The sequence below is a fragment of the Massilia sp. CT11-137 genome, assembly GCF_047302885.1.
GTDB classification, from domain to species: domain Bacteria; phylum Pseudomonadota; class Gammaproteobacteria; order Burkholderiales; family Burkholderiaceae_D; genus Telluria; species Telluria orientalis.
Window position 1 is genome coordinate 2,777,188 of sequence record NZ_JBKYMP010000001.1, and the last position, 14,539, is coordinate 2,791,726.

Annotated in this window: 15 protein-coding genes and 1 pseudogene; 6 read left to right on the forward strand and 10 right to left on the reverse strand. The window is 65.6% G+C overall.

Annotated features, from left to right (window positions below):
* Positions 1–4: 4 nt before the first annotated feature.
* Complete coding sequence (locus tag ACEN98_RS12695; RefSeq protein WP_413384783.1) at positions 5–1,315, reverse strand: cation:dicarboxylate symporter family transporter; 1,311 nt, start codon at positions 1,313–1,315, stop codon at positions 5–7.
* A 138-nt stretch (positions 1,316–1,453) separates the two neighbouring features.
* Here ACEN98_RS12695 and ACEN98_RS12700 point away from each other — a divergent pair, with 138 nt between their 5' ends.
* The gene (locus ACEN98_RS12700; RefSeq protein WP_413384786.1) at positions 1,454–2,380 is read left to right on the forward strand and encodes a LysR family transcriptional regulator; all 927 of its coding nucleotides are present in this window, start codon (positions 1,454–1,456) and stop codon (positions 2,378–2,380) included.
* 18 nt (positions 2,381–2,398) lie between these two features.
* On the opposite strand, the gene ACEN98_RS12705 is transcribed toward ACEN98_RS12700, so the two are convergent.
* Together ACEN98_RS12705 and ACEN98_RS12710 are read right to left on the reverse strand one after the other, a co-directional pair.
* Positions 2,399–2,803, reverse strand: a complete 405-nt coding sequence (locus ACEN98_RS12705; RefSeq protein ID WP_413384788.1) for a hypothetical protein — start codon at positions 2,801–2,803, stop codon at positions 2,399–2,401.
* Positions 2,784–3,518 carry a hypothetical protein gene (locus tag ACEN98_RS12710; RefSeq protein WP_413384790.1) on the reverse strand — a complete coding sequence of 245 codons (735 nt, stop codon included), beginning with the start codon at positions 3,516–3,518 and terminating at the stop codon, positions 2,784–2,786. Before ACEN98_RS12710 ends, ACEN98_RS12705 begins: the two co-directional genes overlap by 20 nt.
* A gap of 185 nt (positions 3,519–3,703) precedes the next feature.
* Between ACEN98_RS12710 and ACEN98_RS12715 the strand changes: the two genes are divergently transcribed.
* The gene (locus ACEN98_RS12715; protein WP_413384792.1) at positions 3,704–3,886 is read left to right on the forward strand and encodes a hypothetical protein; all 183 of its coding nucleotides are present in this window, start codon (positions 3,704–3,706) and stop codon (positions 3,884–3,886) included.
* 55 nt (positions 3,887–3,941) lie between these two features.
* On the forward strand, positions 3,942–6,338 hold the full coding sequence (locus ACEN98_RS12720) for a TonB-dependent receptor (RefSeq protein WP_413384794.1): 2,397 nt from the start codon (positions 3,942–3,944) through the stop codon (positions 6,336–6,338).
* A 12-nt stretch (positions 6,339–6,350) separates the two neighbouring features.
* Here ACEN98_RS12720 and ACEN98_RS12725 read toward each other — a convergent pair whose 3' ends face one another.
* The 5 genes from ACEN98_RS12725 to ACEN98_RS12745 form a co-directional block, all read right to left on the reverse strand.
* The gene (locus tag ACEN98_RS12725) at positions 6,351–6,491 is read right to left on the reverse strand and encodes a hypothetical protein (RefSeq protein WP_413345219.1); all 141 of its coding nucleotides are present in this window, start codon (positions 6,489–6,491) and stop codon (positions 6,351–6,353) included.
* A 439-nt stretch (positions 6,492–6,930) separates the two neighbouring features.
* Positions 6,931–7,203 carry a hypothetical protein gene (locus ACEN98_RS12730; RefSeq protein WP_371768232.1) on the reverse strand — a complete coding sequence of 91 codons (273 nt, stop codon included), beginning with the start codon at positions 7,201–7,203 and terminating at the stop codon, positions 6,931–6,933.
* A gap of 186 nt (positions 7,204–7,389) precedes the next feature.
* Complete coding sequence (locus ACEN98_RS12735) at positions 7,390–7,530, reverse strand: hypothetical protein (RefSeq protein WP_413384796.1); 141 nt, start codon at positions 7,528–7,530, stop codon at positions 7,390–7,392.
* Between the two features lie 6 nt (positions 7,531–7,536).
* Positions 7,537–7,803 (reverse strand): hypothetical protein, encoded by a 267-nt coding sequence (locus ACEN98_RS12740; protein WP_413384798.1) that lies wholly within the window; start codon positions 7,801–7,803, stop codon positions 7,537–7,539.
* A gap of 5 nt (positions 7,804–7,808) precedes the next feature.
* Positions 7,809–9,125: a hypothetical protein gene (locus tag ACEN98_RS12745; RefSeq protein WP_413384800.1), complete on the reverse strand. Its 1,317-nt coding sequence runs from the start codon at positions 9,123–9,125 to the stop codon at positions 7,809–7,811.
* 157 nt (positions 9,126–9,282) lie between these two features.
* On the opposite strand from ACEN98_RS12745, the gene ACEN98_RS12750 reads away from it, so the two are divergent.
* Entirely contained in the window at positions 9,283–10,404 is a 1,122-nt protein-coding gene (locus ACEN98_RS12750; protein ID WP_413384802.1) for a helix-turn-helix transcriptional regulator, read from the forward strand.
* On the opposite strand, the gene ACEN98_RS12755 is transcribed toward ACEN98_RS12750, so the two are convergent.
* Both ACEN98_RS12755 and ACEN98_RS12760 read right to left on the reverse strand, forming a co-directional pair.
* Entirely contained in the window at positions 10,371–11,033 is a 663-nt protein-coding gene (locus ACEN98_RS12755; protein WP_413384804.1) for an SGNH/GDSL hydrolase family protein, read from the reverse strand. The genes ACEN98_RS12750 and ACEN98_RS12755 overlap by 34 nt on opposite strands.
* 48 nt (positions 11,034–11,081) lie before the next feature.
* Positions 11,082–11,933: pseudogene (locus tag ACEN98_RS12760) on the reverse strand (hypothetical protein).
* Between the two features lie 198 nt (positions 11,934–12,131).
* Here ACEN98_RS12760 and ACEN98_RS12765 point away from each other — a divergent pair.
* Both ACEN98_RS12765 and ACEN98_RS12770 read left to right on the forward strand, forming a co-directional pair.
* Positions 12,132–13,217: an alpha/beta hydrolase family esterase gene (locus tag ACEN98_RS12765; RefSeq protein ID WP_413384806.1), complete on the forward strand. Its 1,086-nt coding sequence runs from the start codon at positions 12,132–12,134 to the stop codon at positions 13,215–13,217.
* 109 nt (positions 13,218–13,326) lie between these two features.
* Entirely contained in the window at positions 13,327–14,538 is a 1,212-nt protein-coding gene (locus ACEN98_RS12770) for a benzoate/H(+) symporter BenE family transporter (protein WP_413384808.1), read from the forward strand.
* Position 14,539: the final 1 nt, after the last annotated feature.

Genomic DNA, 14,539 nt, shown 5'->3' on the forward strand with positions numbered 1-14,539 from the left:
GGTTTCAGATGTTCGATTGGGCCGGCTGGGATTGCACCGCGGCCTTGTCCGGCTGCAGGCGGGTGCGGCGGGGGCGCGTTCCCGTTTCGCGGGCAAATGCTTCCGCATCGAAGCCGTTCTCCCAGCGCGAGATGGCGAAGACGGCGATCGTATTGCCCACGACGTTGACGAGGGCGGTGGCGGTCGCCATCACGCGGTCGATGCCGAACAGCAGGCCCAGGCCGCCGAGCGGCAACGTGCGCACCGATTGCAGGGTCGCCGCGAGTTTCACGAACGCGCCGCCGGCCACGGTGGTGCCGCCCTTCGAGGTCAGGCTCAGGATGGCGAGCAGGCCCAGCTGCTGCCAGAGCGAGAACGGCGTGTCCGTGGCCTGGGCGATAAAGCCGATCGCGATCGCCATGTAGATGGACGTGCCGTCCAGGTTGAAGCTGTAGCCGGCCGGCAGGACGAAGCCGACCACGACCTCGTCGCATCCGGCGCGCTGCAGTTTTTCGAGCAGGCGCGGGAAGGCGACTTCGCTGGATGCGGTGCCGAAGATCAGCAGGATCTCGTCGCGGATCAGCTTCAGCACGCCGAAGAACGGCAGGCCGATCATCCAGCTGATCGAGCTCAGGACGCCGAACACGAACACCAGCGATGCGCCGTAGTACACGACGATGACTTTCAACAGGTACACGAGCGTCATGCCGCCGTAGCTGCCGATCGCGGCGGCCATGGCGCCGAATGCCCCCAGCGGCGCGAGCTTCATGATGAACGCCAGCATCTTGAACAGGACGGCCTGCGCTTCGTCGATGCCGCGCAGGAGGATCGAATCCGCGCCGACCGTGACGTTCAGGGCCAGTCCGGCGAGGATGGAAATGATGAGGACCTGCACGATGTCGCCCTTGGCGAATGCGTCCACGAGAGTGTGTGGAATCAGGCCCAGCAGGTAGTTGACCGCCGAGATCTGGCCGGCGCCGGCCGTCGCCTTCAGGGCATCCGCGCTTTCCACCATGTTCGTCGCGTGCAGTCCCGCGCCGGGTTCGAAGACGTTGACGAACACGAAGCCGATGATCATTGCGACCGTGCTGACGACCTCGAAGTAGACCAGCGATTTCAGTCCCAGCCGTCCCAGCTTGCGCATGTCCTTGACGTGGGCGAGACCCTGGACCAGGGTGCAGAAGATGATCGGTGCCAGCATCATCTTCAGCAGTGCGATGAAGCCCTGTCCCAGCGGTTTCATCGAGATGGCGGTGGCGGGTGCCACCAGACCGAGCACGACGGCGCACGCCAGCCCGATCAATACCTGCACATGCAGTTTCTTCAGTTGTTTCATCACGTCTCCTAAGGTCGCCGATGGCGTCTTGTTTTGAGTGGCTTGCTATTTGTATGAAGCATAGGTTCAAGCAAAAACTTTGACAAAGACCGTATGAATATATGATCCTATGCTTCTTCGGCATGGCTGGTGGTGGATATGGATATACGAGAACTCAGGAGCTTCATTCACGTGGCGCGGTCCGGGAGCTTCAGCCGTGCGGCGTCCGAGCTCTACATCGCCCAGCCTGCGTTGAGCCGGCAGATCGCGAAGCTGGAAGAGGAAATCGGCGTACCGCTGCTGATCCGCCATGGCCGCGGCGTGCGCCTGACCGCCGCCGGTGCCAGGCTGCTGGAACGGGCCGAGATGATCACGCACATGGTGAACGAGACCGGCGAACAGGTCCGTGCCAGCGCGGACGAGGAGGGTGGGCATCTCGCCGTGGGGCTGCCGCCGACGATCGGGGCACTGATCGGCGCCGACCTGATCAAGGACTTCCGCGCACGCTGGCCGCGCGTCACGTTGCACCTGCGCGAAGGGCTCAGCAGTTCATTGCAGGAGTGGGTGCTCGACAAGCGGGTCGACCTGGCGGTCGTGTACAACCAGCCGCTGCTCGATGCGTTCAATGTCCGTCCATTGTTCAGCGAGCCCATGATATTGATCGGCCCGGCCGGGGAGGCGGAACGGAAGCGCGGTTACCACATCCGGGATCTCGCGGACATTCCTCTCATCCTCCCTGGTCTACCCCACAGCAATCGCCGCCTCGTGGAACAGGCCGCGATCCAGCACGGCGTGCGGCTGCGGGTCGAGATCGAAGTCGATAGCGTCGCCCTGACCAAGCAGTTGGTGAAGGCGGGACTGGGCTATTCGATCCTGACGCAAGTCGCGATCAAGGACGAGGTGGCGCGCGGCGATGTCGTCGCCCACGCCATCGAACGTCCTTCGATCCGGTCGACCGTGGCCATTACGACGCTGCGCGAGAACCGCCCGTCCAGGCTGGTCGAGGCATGGTCGACGATGCTGCAGGAGAAACTGCAATCGCTCATTGCGAGCGAGGCCTGGAGGAATGACGTTATCTGGGCGTAGGCGGTAGCGGCGCCAGCACTACCAGGTCGCCAAAAAAACGCGGCCTTCATCTTTCTGCTCAAGCTCCTGCTTAGTGGGGATCATCAAGGTTCCTCCACGCCACGCCGGAAGGGGGCTACGCCGCGCGACCGTAAAACGATGTTGCATATAGACGATAACGCTGTTCGGGGCGGGCCTGTCCGACCACTCAATGCCGGAGATGGCGTTGCTAGCGACCAGCTCCGCATGCAAGGCGCGTCGAAATGCGGGTGGCAGCATGGCTATCAGGCGTATCCATCCGAGCGCCGCGTTTGCAGGCGGACCTTCCGGGGGCGGCGGCGCTTCCAGGATGCGTGCGACGATCGCCTGTTCGGCAACGGTCTGCTTCGATGACCAGGTCCCAAATAGCGAGTAACGGAAATGCTCATCGCGGCCAGAACTCATGCGTTTTTATTTCAGGACATTTGGTTTTGTCCTTTTCATCGCCAAGGCCGAGCTCAAGGCGGTTGCACGCCCGAACGCGCTGCGGATCAAGCGAATCCTTTTCTTCGGGTAACAGATCATTGCGATAATCCTCGATCAGGCGCGTATCGGAAAGCGTCCGGTCCAAGGTCGCGTAGTTCTCGCTGACGAAGACCACGTCACTTTCGATTGTCATTTTGCTGATGACCGCATCTTCGATTTCGCTGGTTTTTCTCATTTGCTCGACCTTTTTCGCCAGCACCCAGCAGATGAGCGTCATGCCGCGTTCCATCATTCGCCGGTTCGGATCTGGCGAACCCGAACGTGTACATGATTCTTTCGCATCTGCCTGGAGTCCGTGGTCGAGTGAATCGAGAGCATTGGTCATTTGTCGGTGAAGAAAGTCCACCTGAGCCACCCGGATCCGCGTATCGACGACAAGAAACGCCTGTAAGCTAGGGTAGCCGGCCTTGACCACTTGGTCCCCAAGGGTCGAGCGACAGGCCGAGCATGCTAGAAGTGTACCTGCGCGACTGGCGCGTTTCTGGTCGAGCAAGTCGGGCGAGACAGATGCAATGTTTTCGTAAGCACGCACCCAGAGTTCAAGGTCCTGGGGCTTCAACGGTTCGACCGAATGACCGCAACTGCTAAGGAGCATGGTGGCGCAGAGCGCAATAACTCTGGCGTAGCGTTTCATCATTAGTTGCACTATTTAGATTCCCAGATCTAAAAGCTCAGCATGGATGCTGTAAAGCAACTAAGAATTGACTTAGGGCAGGAGCGGTGTTGAGCAAACCGAACGAAGGCGAGTGAATCGCCATGAGTTCGGCAGGTATGCCCAGCCCCCTTGTCTAGCTTCCAGATCATAGTTCCCGGCTCACGGTGGAAGTGCGGATCACGGCGCTGGAAGTGAACGGCACGACGATCCTCGTCAAGGAAGCCGACTATTGGATGTATGAAGCGAAGCGGGCCGGGCGAGGGCGAGACCTGCCTGAGAAAAACATGCAGCAAAGCGCTCGATTGGCCTTGCCAAGGTTTGCCGTTGTGATCAGGATATCGCATTGATCGAATGGTTCACGGGGCAATAATGAAATCGAGTCAGCGGAATTTGCGTCGGGGGATGAACCGGCATGCCGTCAGGCTTGCACTGACCACGACCGTTGCGGCAGCGGGCGTGCCGCAGGCCTGTCGCGCGCAGGATGCCATGCCGGTGGTCACGGTCACCGCGCAGAGCCGCAGCCAGGACATCCAGAACGTGCCGATCGCCGTGCAGACGCTGGCCGGCAGTGCGCTCAGGGATGTCGGCGTGGTCAACCTGGCCGACATGGACGCGTTCGTCCCCGGCTTGTCGGTCGAGCCGCTGCAATCCACCCGTCCGATCATTTTCCTGCGTGGCGTCGGCACCGAGGATTACGGCATCGGCACGGACTCGCCGGTCGGCATCTTCACCGACTCCGTGTATGTCGGCAAGACCGGTGGATCGCTGCTGAACTTCAATGACGTCAAGCGGATCGAAGTGCTGAAAGGTCCGCAAGGCACGCTGTTCGGACGCAATGCGGCAGCCGGCGTCATCTCCATTGTCACCAACGATCCCGTCGAGCGGACCGAAGCGAGTGGACTGGTCCGGGTCGGCACGCGTGGGGCGGTCCATACCGAACTGCTCTACAACACCCCGCTGGCCGAGGGACTGGCGCTGCGCATCTCGGCGGTCGACCAGCGCGACAACGGCTGGGTCCGCAACACCTTCAATGGTCAGCGCATGGGCGACGATGGCGAGCGCGGCCTGCGCGCCGCCGTGCGCTGGCGGCGCGACGACACCGACGCCATCCTCGGCTGGGAACATGGGGTGATGCGTGTGTCCGGCCCGCCGGTGTTTTCCCTCACGGGCGGGAAGATCGACTTTGGCGGGCCCGCGGCGTGGGTCGATCCGCGCAGGCAGCCGCTGGCCAACGACGCCGCACCCAATGCGCAGGCGCGCACCTTCGACGGCCTCACGCTGCGTGTGACGACGCCGCTGCGCCATGCGACACTGAGCAGCATCACCGCCTACCGCCACTTCAACACGCGGAACTGGCAGGACAACGACGGGTCGATGAATCCGGCGGCGTATATCGGCATCGGCAACGGCGAATCGAACTCGACCTGGCAGCAGGAATTCAAGTTGAGCGGACAGAACGGCGCGCTCGACTGGGTGGGCGGCGCCAGTGCCTATCGCGAGCGCGCCACCCAGGCGCAGCACGTGGACTTGACGACGCTGTCGCTGGACACGCTGATTCGCCATGCCGCCGGCAGCGCGCCCTATGCCACACTGACAGGCCTGGCCCAGGGCATCGGCCGTGCCACCGGCAACGCGGCGCTGCAAGGGCTGAGCCTTGCCGGCCTGCCGTGGCGCGAGAGCATCCACGACAAGGGTGAATACCGCGCCTATGCCGTGTATGGCGACCTGCTCTGGCATGTGAGCCCGGCCACCAACCTGACGGTCGGCGGCCGCTTCACGCACGACGACAAGCGCTTCAGCTGGTATAACCCGCCGCGTATCGCCAGCGAGCTCGACGCTCGCCTCGCCGTCATGCAGCAAGCACAGCTGTTTCCGACCGCGGTCGCCCTGAAACTGCTGACCCCGCAACAGGCGGCATCGCTGCAGGCCGTGGTGGCACGTAACGTCGAGTTCAACAACACCGTATCGAGCACCAGCCCGTTCCCGGCATCGAGGAGCTGGAACAACTTCAGCCCGCGCATCGTGCTGGACCGCCACCTGACGCGGGACCACATGGTGTACGGGTCGTGGAGCAAGGGCTACCTGGCCGGCGGTTTCGATGCCCTCGGCGTGAATGGCTATTACGACGAGGAACTGGTGACGAATACCGAGATCGGCATCAAGGGGCGGGTGCGTGCGCTGGGCCTGTCCTACGAGGCGTCGATTTTCCATTACGACTACACCAACCTGCAAAGCCTGACCCTGGTGGCGGCCAATGCCGGCGCCGGCGTGCCCAGCTACCAGGTCGTCAACAGCGACCAGCGCGCGACGGGCGCCGAGCTGAGCGCGCAGTGGGCGCTCAACCGGATCTGGCGCCTGAACGGCGCGCTGGCCTACATCGACCAGACTTATGCGCATTACGTGTCGCCGTCCGGTGTCCGGCTGGACGGCCAGCCGGCCGGCGCGCCGCGCCTGAGCGCCAGTGCCGGCGCCACTGCGCGCTGGACGCTGTGGAACGGGACGGCGGACTTCAACGTGATGCTCGGCTACATCGGTGAGCGGCGCTGCAATGCCGACACGCGGGCGCAGGGAACGTGCAACCCCGACGGCAGCGTCGATACCGGGGCGGCGCGCGAGAAAGTCGACGTGCGCCTCGGCTGGACGGCGCCGTCCGGCAACTGGGGCGTGGGCACGGTCGTGACGAACCTCACCAACCGGCAAACTATCGCGATCAGCACGCTCGGTTCGGTCGTCGGCTCGCCTTACAGCTATGTGAGCAAGCCGCGTGCGATCGCGCTCGAACTGCGTGGACGGCTGTAAGCAGGCTCAACCTCACTCCAGCTCGCGCCACAGTAGCAACAAGACCGGTCCGTAAAACAGCACGGCAGTCAGTGCAATCAGGCACATGCCTAACAGTACGGACCGGTTGATTCTCCACAGGGGGATCGGCGGGTTGTTCGCGGACGAGTTCATGATGGTCTCCTGGGCAACAGACTGCTGTTCGCGCTTTGTTTTGCCGGATAGCCAGCAATGTCCATGCCAAGGAAAAAATACGCTTTGGTTTCAATGGCTTGGAATAGCACCGCCGTCAGACTCATCCTCAACTGTAAAAATTACCGAAGTGTTGCTGACTTTTCATGCCGCTGGCGCGGGCGCAACATCTGGTAACCGGTACCAAGCTAGAACAGCACGAACACGCAGGCCAGCGCCAGCCTGACGGACGGCGAGTCCGTGCCATGGCCGATTGGCGCCGACGTTCGAGGGGGGATGAGGCATGAATGCCCGGCTTGCGCATGCTGACGACCTCGGCGATGTCTGCATAGCAGAATCCGTTGTAACCGCCGGCGGCGATCAGGGAACGTGCGCAGGCCAGGATATCGTCGGCAAAGGCGGTCGTGCGATGCGGCGGCGGTTACTGGTCCAGGCTCGCCAGCGCCCAGCACTGCGTCCACGAAAAAATGGCGTGGCGCTGCTCGTTGTCGACGGCGCCCGTGAGGATCTCGGTCAGGTAATGGGCGACGTTCGTACGCAGGTGATTCGGAAGGCATGCCACCGTCGCGATGGATGACTCGATGTCCGGATGCACGCTCGACATCATGATCTGCACGACGACCTCCGCATGCTCGGTCCAGCCGGCACCGTCGACGTAGTTCATGAGCGCGACAGCGCTGTCTGGCATGTTCATCTGGTTTCTCATGATCGACGTATCCGGGCTCGAATGGTGAAGTCACCCAGAGTACAGCAGTCGGGTGACAGACCGGGATGAAATCTGGAACGAGCGGGCAGATTCGTGGCAGCCGTTGCAACGATACGTGGTGCAACTGCTACAGTCGGTGCCCGCTTCGTGCATTTCCGATAGCAGCGCAGACGGTCAGAAGTCCTCGAACCAGTGTTCCCAGAAGCCGGGCGCGTCATGTTCGGCATTCGTCATGGCGAACTTGTGTGTGAGCAAATAGAACCGCACGCCGGGCTGGCGCATGCTGCCGTCCGGATGCTCGAGGTAGTCGCGCACCGCACGTTATGCCGGCAGCGCTTCGTCGTACGGCACTTCGATGTACACCTGGCCACGGTAGGGCGGCATGACGCGCAGGTCGGCGATCGGCCCGCATTCGTCCCAACGCACCGCGTTCTGGTCGAGCCAGGCCAGCACGCCGGCACGGACCGGATCCCGTGCGTAGTCGTAGCCTTTGCGTTCGCCCGGCGCTTGCGGATGGAACTCGAGGTAGAGGACGTCGCGCCCCTGTTTGCGTGCGATCGCGTCGATGTGTTCGATCAATCGGGGCATGGCTGTCAATAACCGTCCATGAACAGCACCATCTCGACGCCGCGCGTCGTCCATGCCCCGGCGCCGCCGTCCGGCAGGGGCATCTTCGGATAAGCGCCGTTGTTCAGGATGTCGCGGATGTCGCGCACCACCTGGCTGCCCGCGACCTGGCCGGTCCAGGTCTTGTAGCCCGACGGCCAGCGCGCGGACAGCGCGCGCGGACGGGTGCCGCCGCGCCCCGGCACGGTGCCGACGCCGGGAAACAGTGCGGCCGGGTCCATGCCCGCGGGGAGCAGGCCGTCGAGGCGGCCGACGATGGACGTGGCCACGCGGCTGTCCCAGATCGCTTGCGGACGTCCCGTCTCGCGGCCGTCGACGTGGTCCGTCACGAAGGCGGCGACCTTGGTCCAGCCGCTGTTCATGTGCGCGCGCGCGTCGGCGTCGTTGTCGAGCGCGGCCCGCACGACGTCCTGGACCGTGCTCGCGGAGACGGTCTTCGGGTCCTGGGGTACGCCACCCCACGTGAAGATGGCGTGCGCCAGTGCGACCGCGCGCGCCTGCTCGTCCGCGTCCCACGTGCCCTGTTCGGCGAGCGCCTCGGCCAACTGGCGCGCCGTCTGCGCGATGTCGCGCATACCCGCGGCGGTCTCCTGGTAACCCTGTGCGGGCGCAGGCCAGAAGTAGGCGCGCAGGCGGTCGTCCCACCCTTTGACGGGTGCGCCGAACGGGCGCTTGCGGTAGATGCGCTGGAACGGCTGCTCGTGGATGTCCTTGACGAGCGCTTCGAGACAGCCTGTCCGGGTCTGCGCAGACGGTGTCGCCGACGACGCGGCGGCGGGTGTTCTCTCGTGCGGCAGCAACTGCACCGGGATGCCTTGCGACTCCAGGTCCGACTCCAGTAACCGGCGCGCCTCTCCCAGTGCCTGCCGGCGCTCGTCGTCGCTCGCGCCGGACCAGGCTTCGACGGCTTCCGGCGTCAGCTCGACCCCGCGAATCAGCTTTTTCTGCGTCGCGCTCGGCATGTCGACCGGCCGGAACCACTTGCCGTTGTCGGCGCGCGTGAAGAAGTCATCCGTGCTGTGACTCGTATCGATCAGCCCGGAGGCGAGCCGCAGGATGATGTCGAACCCGCAGGCACGTTCGGCCTGCTCGCGCGTGATGTCCGGCCATGCCGCGCTTTTCAGGTAGGCCGAGAGGGTTGCATTCGCGGACCGGCGCGGCATGCGGGCGCGCAGCGGTTCCGGCTCCTCCGGATGCCACTCCGCCATGAATTCGTGCCACAAGGCGAGGACCAGCGCGAGATCCGCACGACGTTTTTTCGAAGCAAACTGAACTTGTAGCATCCGTTGATTCCTTATCGATCACGTAAAGCGCCACCCGCTGCGGGAGACGTCCGGCGGCGCACCGAAACCGCATGATGCGGCAGGGGTGCGACAGCATAAGTCGCGCGTTGACTAAATGCAACATTGGACTTATGCTCCGTCGGATCAGGGAGGGGGAATGGATCGAGATGCCGATGGGAGTGGCGGAGGAAAAGCCCGTGTCGAACAGACGCTGCGGCGCCGGCTTGCGCTGGTCGCACTGTTGCCCGACAGCGGCCGCCCGGGCATCAGTGCGTCCGCGTTGGCGCGGCGGCTGAACGAGGAAGGCTACCGGTGCGTGGTACGCACGGTCGAGCGGGACCTGGCCGAGATCGCCGAGGAGGGCAATGCCTGGCGCGACGCCGGCATCGATATCGTGGGCAACCCGAACCCGGCGAATGCGTCAGGCAAGCTGTGGTCGCACCGGACACCGGCCAAGCCGCTGATGCTGCGCCTGCCCTCGAGCGAAGATGCGCTGCTCGTGAACCTGCTCGCACAGGAACTGCATTTGCTGGTCCCGGCCTCGGCGCAGGGGACCCTGGCAACGTACGAACAATCCGCGGCGCGGCTGGGCCACTGGCCCGGCAGGGACGAGTACGTGCGCTATCGGCAAAAGATCCGCATTCTCGCGGAAGGCCCGACGATGTCGCCGCCGCCGATCGACGGCGCGCACCTGCGCGAGATCAACGAAGCCTTGTTGCGTGACGAGCAGGTCGACCTGCGGTATGCCGCCGCCAGTCGCGCGGGCGAGACGAGCTACCGCCTGCATCCGATAGGCATGGTCAAGAAGGGCCGGTTCTTCTGGCTGGTCGCGGCGAAGGAAGAGGACGGGCGGCTTATCGACGGGCCGCGCACGTTCCGGATGGATCGGGTCCGGCAGGTCGGGCGCCGCGTCAACCAGCCGGTGGCACGCGGCCTGCCCGTGCTGCAGGACGTCCTCGCGGGCGGCGCGCTCGAGTTCTTCCCGGCAGGGACCGTGGCGCTGGTGCTGCGTTCAAGGCCGGGGAAGCCGGGCAACCAGCTCATCGCCAACTACATCGACACCCCGCTCGGCGCCGACCAGCGCATCGCCGCGCTGTCCGAAGGCGGCCATGAACTCCGCGCCACCGTGACCTGCACGCGCGAACTGGTGTGGATGCTGCAGGCCCAGGCGCATCTGCTGCAAGTCGTGGCCCCTCCGGATCTGCGCGAGGAACTGCGGCAGTTCGCCACCCGGGCCGCGGCGCATTACGGCGACGCTGCCGGCGCGGTGGCGCTATAAACGACCGTCCGGCGCGCGGCAGGGTCGTGGGCGTCGACCAGCTCGCCGATTGCGCAGGCGATCTTGCGGCCGCCCTGTGCGGAGGGTTCGATCGGCGACGAGGACGCATAGTCGGCCGCTTCCGCGCAGATCAGCCGGAGGTCGAGCACCGGGAGCGCGCGGGCCGCGGCCTCGCGCAGGATCACGTCGTTGAACGGCGCAAGCGCCGTGCGCAATCCCGGCGCGAGGTTCGGGACGGCATCGTAGATCGTCGCCACAGCCACCGGCAAGCATTGCGACAGGACGACGTCGAGCATGTGCCGGTAGGCGCGGCGGAACTCCGCTTGCCAGGACGCCAGCAGTTCCGCAGCCTCGAGCACCGAGCGCACGGGCGTCTGCATCGCGCCGACGAGCGGCAGGACATCGTTGCCGCCGCAGCTCACGACGAGCCAGGTCGGCGGTGCCGGTAGTTCCGCCAGCCGTTCGACCTGCGCCTCGACGTCTTTCAATACGCTGCCGTCGCGGGCCAGCAGGGACACCTCGCCTTGCCGGCCGAGCGCCGCCCGCACATGGCACGCGACCTCCATGCCTTCCGCGACGTACAACGCGTTATCGAAAATCGAGTCGCCCAACAAGACGATATGGCTCATGATGCCTCCGGTAGCGATGCCAGGCATGATGATCGCACGGCGGGACGACTACGCCACGTTGTTCCCGGCGACGTCGCGCTGCGCCACACCCGCCACCGCCTGCACGACGAGCGCCACCACGACGTTGACGGCCAGCGCCAGCAACCCGGTGTACAGGGGCACGCCGGCATCGCCCAGGTGCAGCGTATGCACCGGCTCGATGCCGTCGCCGAACGCGATCCACGTGCCGGCCACGATGCCGACGGCCCAGCCGCACAGCAGCGCGGTGCTGCCGAAGCGGCGCGAGAACAGGCCGTCCAGTGCGAACTTTGTCGGCAGGAACAGGATGCAGACCAGCGCGCCGACCTTGACGACCAGCGACACCATCTTCGCCACCTTCGCCTCGCCGGCCGGGCCGACGTGCGGATTCACGTACGGCTTCCAGAAATTGCGCGTGAGGCGATTGGCGGCGCCGATCGACATCACGGCCGCCGGCACCAGCGCGCCGAACAGCGCGGGGACGACGTCGTTGTTGCTCGCTACCTTCAGGTGCGCGGCGTGCGCCATGTAGCCGAGCAGCGCGATCAGGCCGAGCAGGATCGTGTAGGCCGGCAGGAAGATGGCGTTCCCGCGGATCGTGTCGGCGCTCTTCGCGGCGAAGATACCCGTGCATGATGACGAAGACGATCATGTAGGGCAGCGCGAAGAAGCCGTAGGCGCCCACCGCGTAGACGAGGGCCGGCACGGCGATCACGGTGTAGGCGGTATAGAAATCGCGGCGACGAGGAACCACGTGATCCACGTGCCGAAGTTGCGCCCGCCCAGGCCCCATTCGTCGAGGTGCTTGCCCTTGCCCGCGCCGCCCGACTTCCAGCGCGACGCCATGAAGCCCATCACCGTGACGAGGACGAAGAAGCCGATGAAGACCTACAGGGCGGTCCAGTTGATCGTCGACGTCATCGCTGGTCTCCCTTCTTTTGCTCGTGGCGGTAGACGAGCCAGATTTGTAGGGATGATGTGTCCGATCGTGCCGGCGCGCCGCCCGGCAAGGTACGCCACCGCACGGAGCACGATCTGCAGAGCCGATATATTGCAGTGCAACATCCATGCCGAGGCACCATGGCCAAACCTGCCCGAAAGACGCGACTGCTGCGCAGCCTGACCCGTGCCGCGAAGGCGCAGCAGTCGATGCTGGCCACGCTGCTGGACGTGTGCGCGCCGGCGCCAGCCAGGCCGGCGCGCAAGGCAGCACCGCGCAAGCCGGCGGCCCGGCCCGGCCTCGCGCCGGCAACCGGCAGGTGGCTGGCGGGCCGGTTCCCGCTGCCCGCGACGCAGGGCCAGGCGGTCGCACGCGACATGCAATACTGGCTGTACGTACCGGACCGCGTGCGGGACGAGCAGCCGCTTGGCGGCTGGCCGCTCGTCGTGATGCTGCACGGCTGCCACCAGAGCGCCACGCAGTTCGCGCAGGGCACGCGCATGAACCACGTGGCGGAGAACAAGGGGTTTGCCGTGCTGTACCCGCAGCAGCCGGTGTCCGTGCAGGCGCAGCGGTGCTGGCGCTGGTACGACCGGGCCACGCAGCAAGGCGGTGGAGAAACCGGGGCGCTGGCGTCGTTGATCGGGACCGTGTGCGAACGGTATCCCATCGACCGGCGCCGGATCTATGCTTGCGGGCTTTCCGCCGGCGCGGGGATGGCGGCGATATTGGCACTCAACCATCCGGAACTCATTGCCGCGGTCGCGCTGCATTCGGGCCCCGTGTTCGGCGCGGGGCATGGCCCTCTCGGCGCATTGCACGTCATGCGCCATGGGGCTCCGGAACAGGCCGGCGCTGCCATTCATTGCCTGTTGCGCGGCCGCCCGGCCGTACCGATGCCGGCGCTGCTGATCCAGGGCGAGGACGACCAGGTGGTGGCTCCGGTGAACCAGCGGCAGCTGGCACGCCAGTGGCTGCAATTGAACGGGTTGCCGGCAGGCCCGGCGACGCGGATCGCGGCGAAGCCCGCGGGCCGGGGCGGCAGCCGCAATGCGCATGAAATCCACGACTACCTCGTGGGGCGCAAGGTCGTGCTGCGCGTGGTGCGCATCCTCGGCCTGGGCCATGCCTGGAGCGGCGGCGACCCGGCACACGCCTTCAATGCCAAGGCAGGGCCGGATGCCAGCCGTATGGTGCTCGACTTCTTCGGCCGGCATCGGCGTTGACGGCAATCGTCATACCCATCAGGTATCGAATGGATACCAAATCGGTCTTGGACGCGCCTGTGCAATCTCTCTACCCTTGGTCCCGATAACGATAAGACAAGGAGACACCATGGGCACAGGGCAAGTGGAGTGCGCCGCCGTGCGCGGACGGCGCTGGTCCGACGGATCCCTGTCGGCCGTGGCCGCGGGCTTCCTGGCCGTGCTGGTCTCGTTCTCCGGGCCGCTGGCGATCTTCTACCAGGCCGCGCAGGCGGGCCGCATGCCGGACGCGATGTTCGCATCGTGGGTGTGGGGCATCTCGGTCGGCGCGGGCATCGCCGGCATCGTCCTGAGCTGGCGCCTGCGCGTACCCGTCATCACGGCGTGGTCGGCGCCCGGCACGGCGCTGCTGATCACGCTCTTTCCCCAGTTGCCGCTGGCCGAAGCCGTCGGGGGCTATCTCACCGCGGCCGCCATCCTGCTCGCGATCGGCCTGTCCGGTTCCCTCGAACGCATCATGGCCCACGTACCGCAAGGGATCGCCAGCGGCATGATGGCCGGGATCCTCGTACCGTTCGGGATGAACGCGTTCAGGACGGCCGGCACGCTGCCGCTGCTGGCGTTCGGCATGATTGCCGCGTACCTCGTGTTCCGGCGCGCCGTGCCGCGCTACGGCGTGGTGCTGCTGCTCGGCGCCGGCACCGGCATCGCGTGGCTGTCCGGCGCGACGCATTTTGCCGCTGTCCGCTTCGAGTTCGTCGTGCCCTCGGTGATCGCGCCCGCGTGGAGCTGGACCGGCACGTTCAGCCTCGCGCTGCCGCTCGTGCTGGTGACCCTGACCGGCCAGTACCTGCCCGGCATGGCGGTGCTGAAGACGTCCGGCTACGCCACGCCGGCGCGGCCGGTGATCGTCACGTGCAGCCTCGTGTCGCTGGCGGTCGCGTGCACGGGCGGCATCACGATCGCGCTCGCCGCCATCACGGCCGCGATGTGCACGAGCCGCGACGCGCACGAGGATCCGCGCCGCCGCTACGTGGCCGGCATCGCCAACGGCGTGTTCTACCTGCTCGCGGGCCTGTGCGGCGGGTCCATCGTCATGCTGTTCGCCGCGCTGCCGAAGGAACTGATCGTCTGCCTGGCGGGACTGGCGCTGCTGGGCGCGATCGGGTCGAACCTCGCCGGCGTGATGGCGGCCGAGGACCACCGCGAAGCCTCGGTGATCGCCTTCCTCGCCACCGCGTCCGGCATGACCTTCCTCGGCCTCGGCGCCGCGTTCTGGGGCGTCGTCATCGGCATGGCGGCGCACCGCATCCTGCATCACCCCACGACAACACATCCATAAG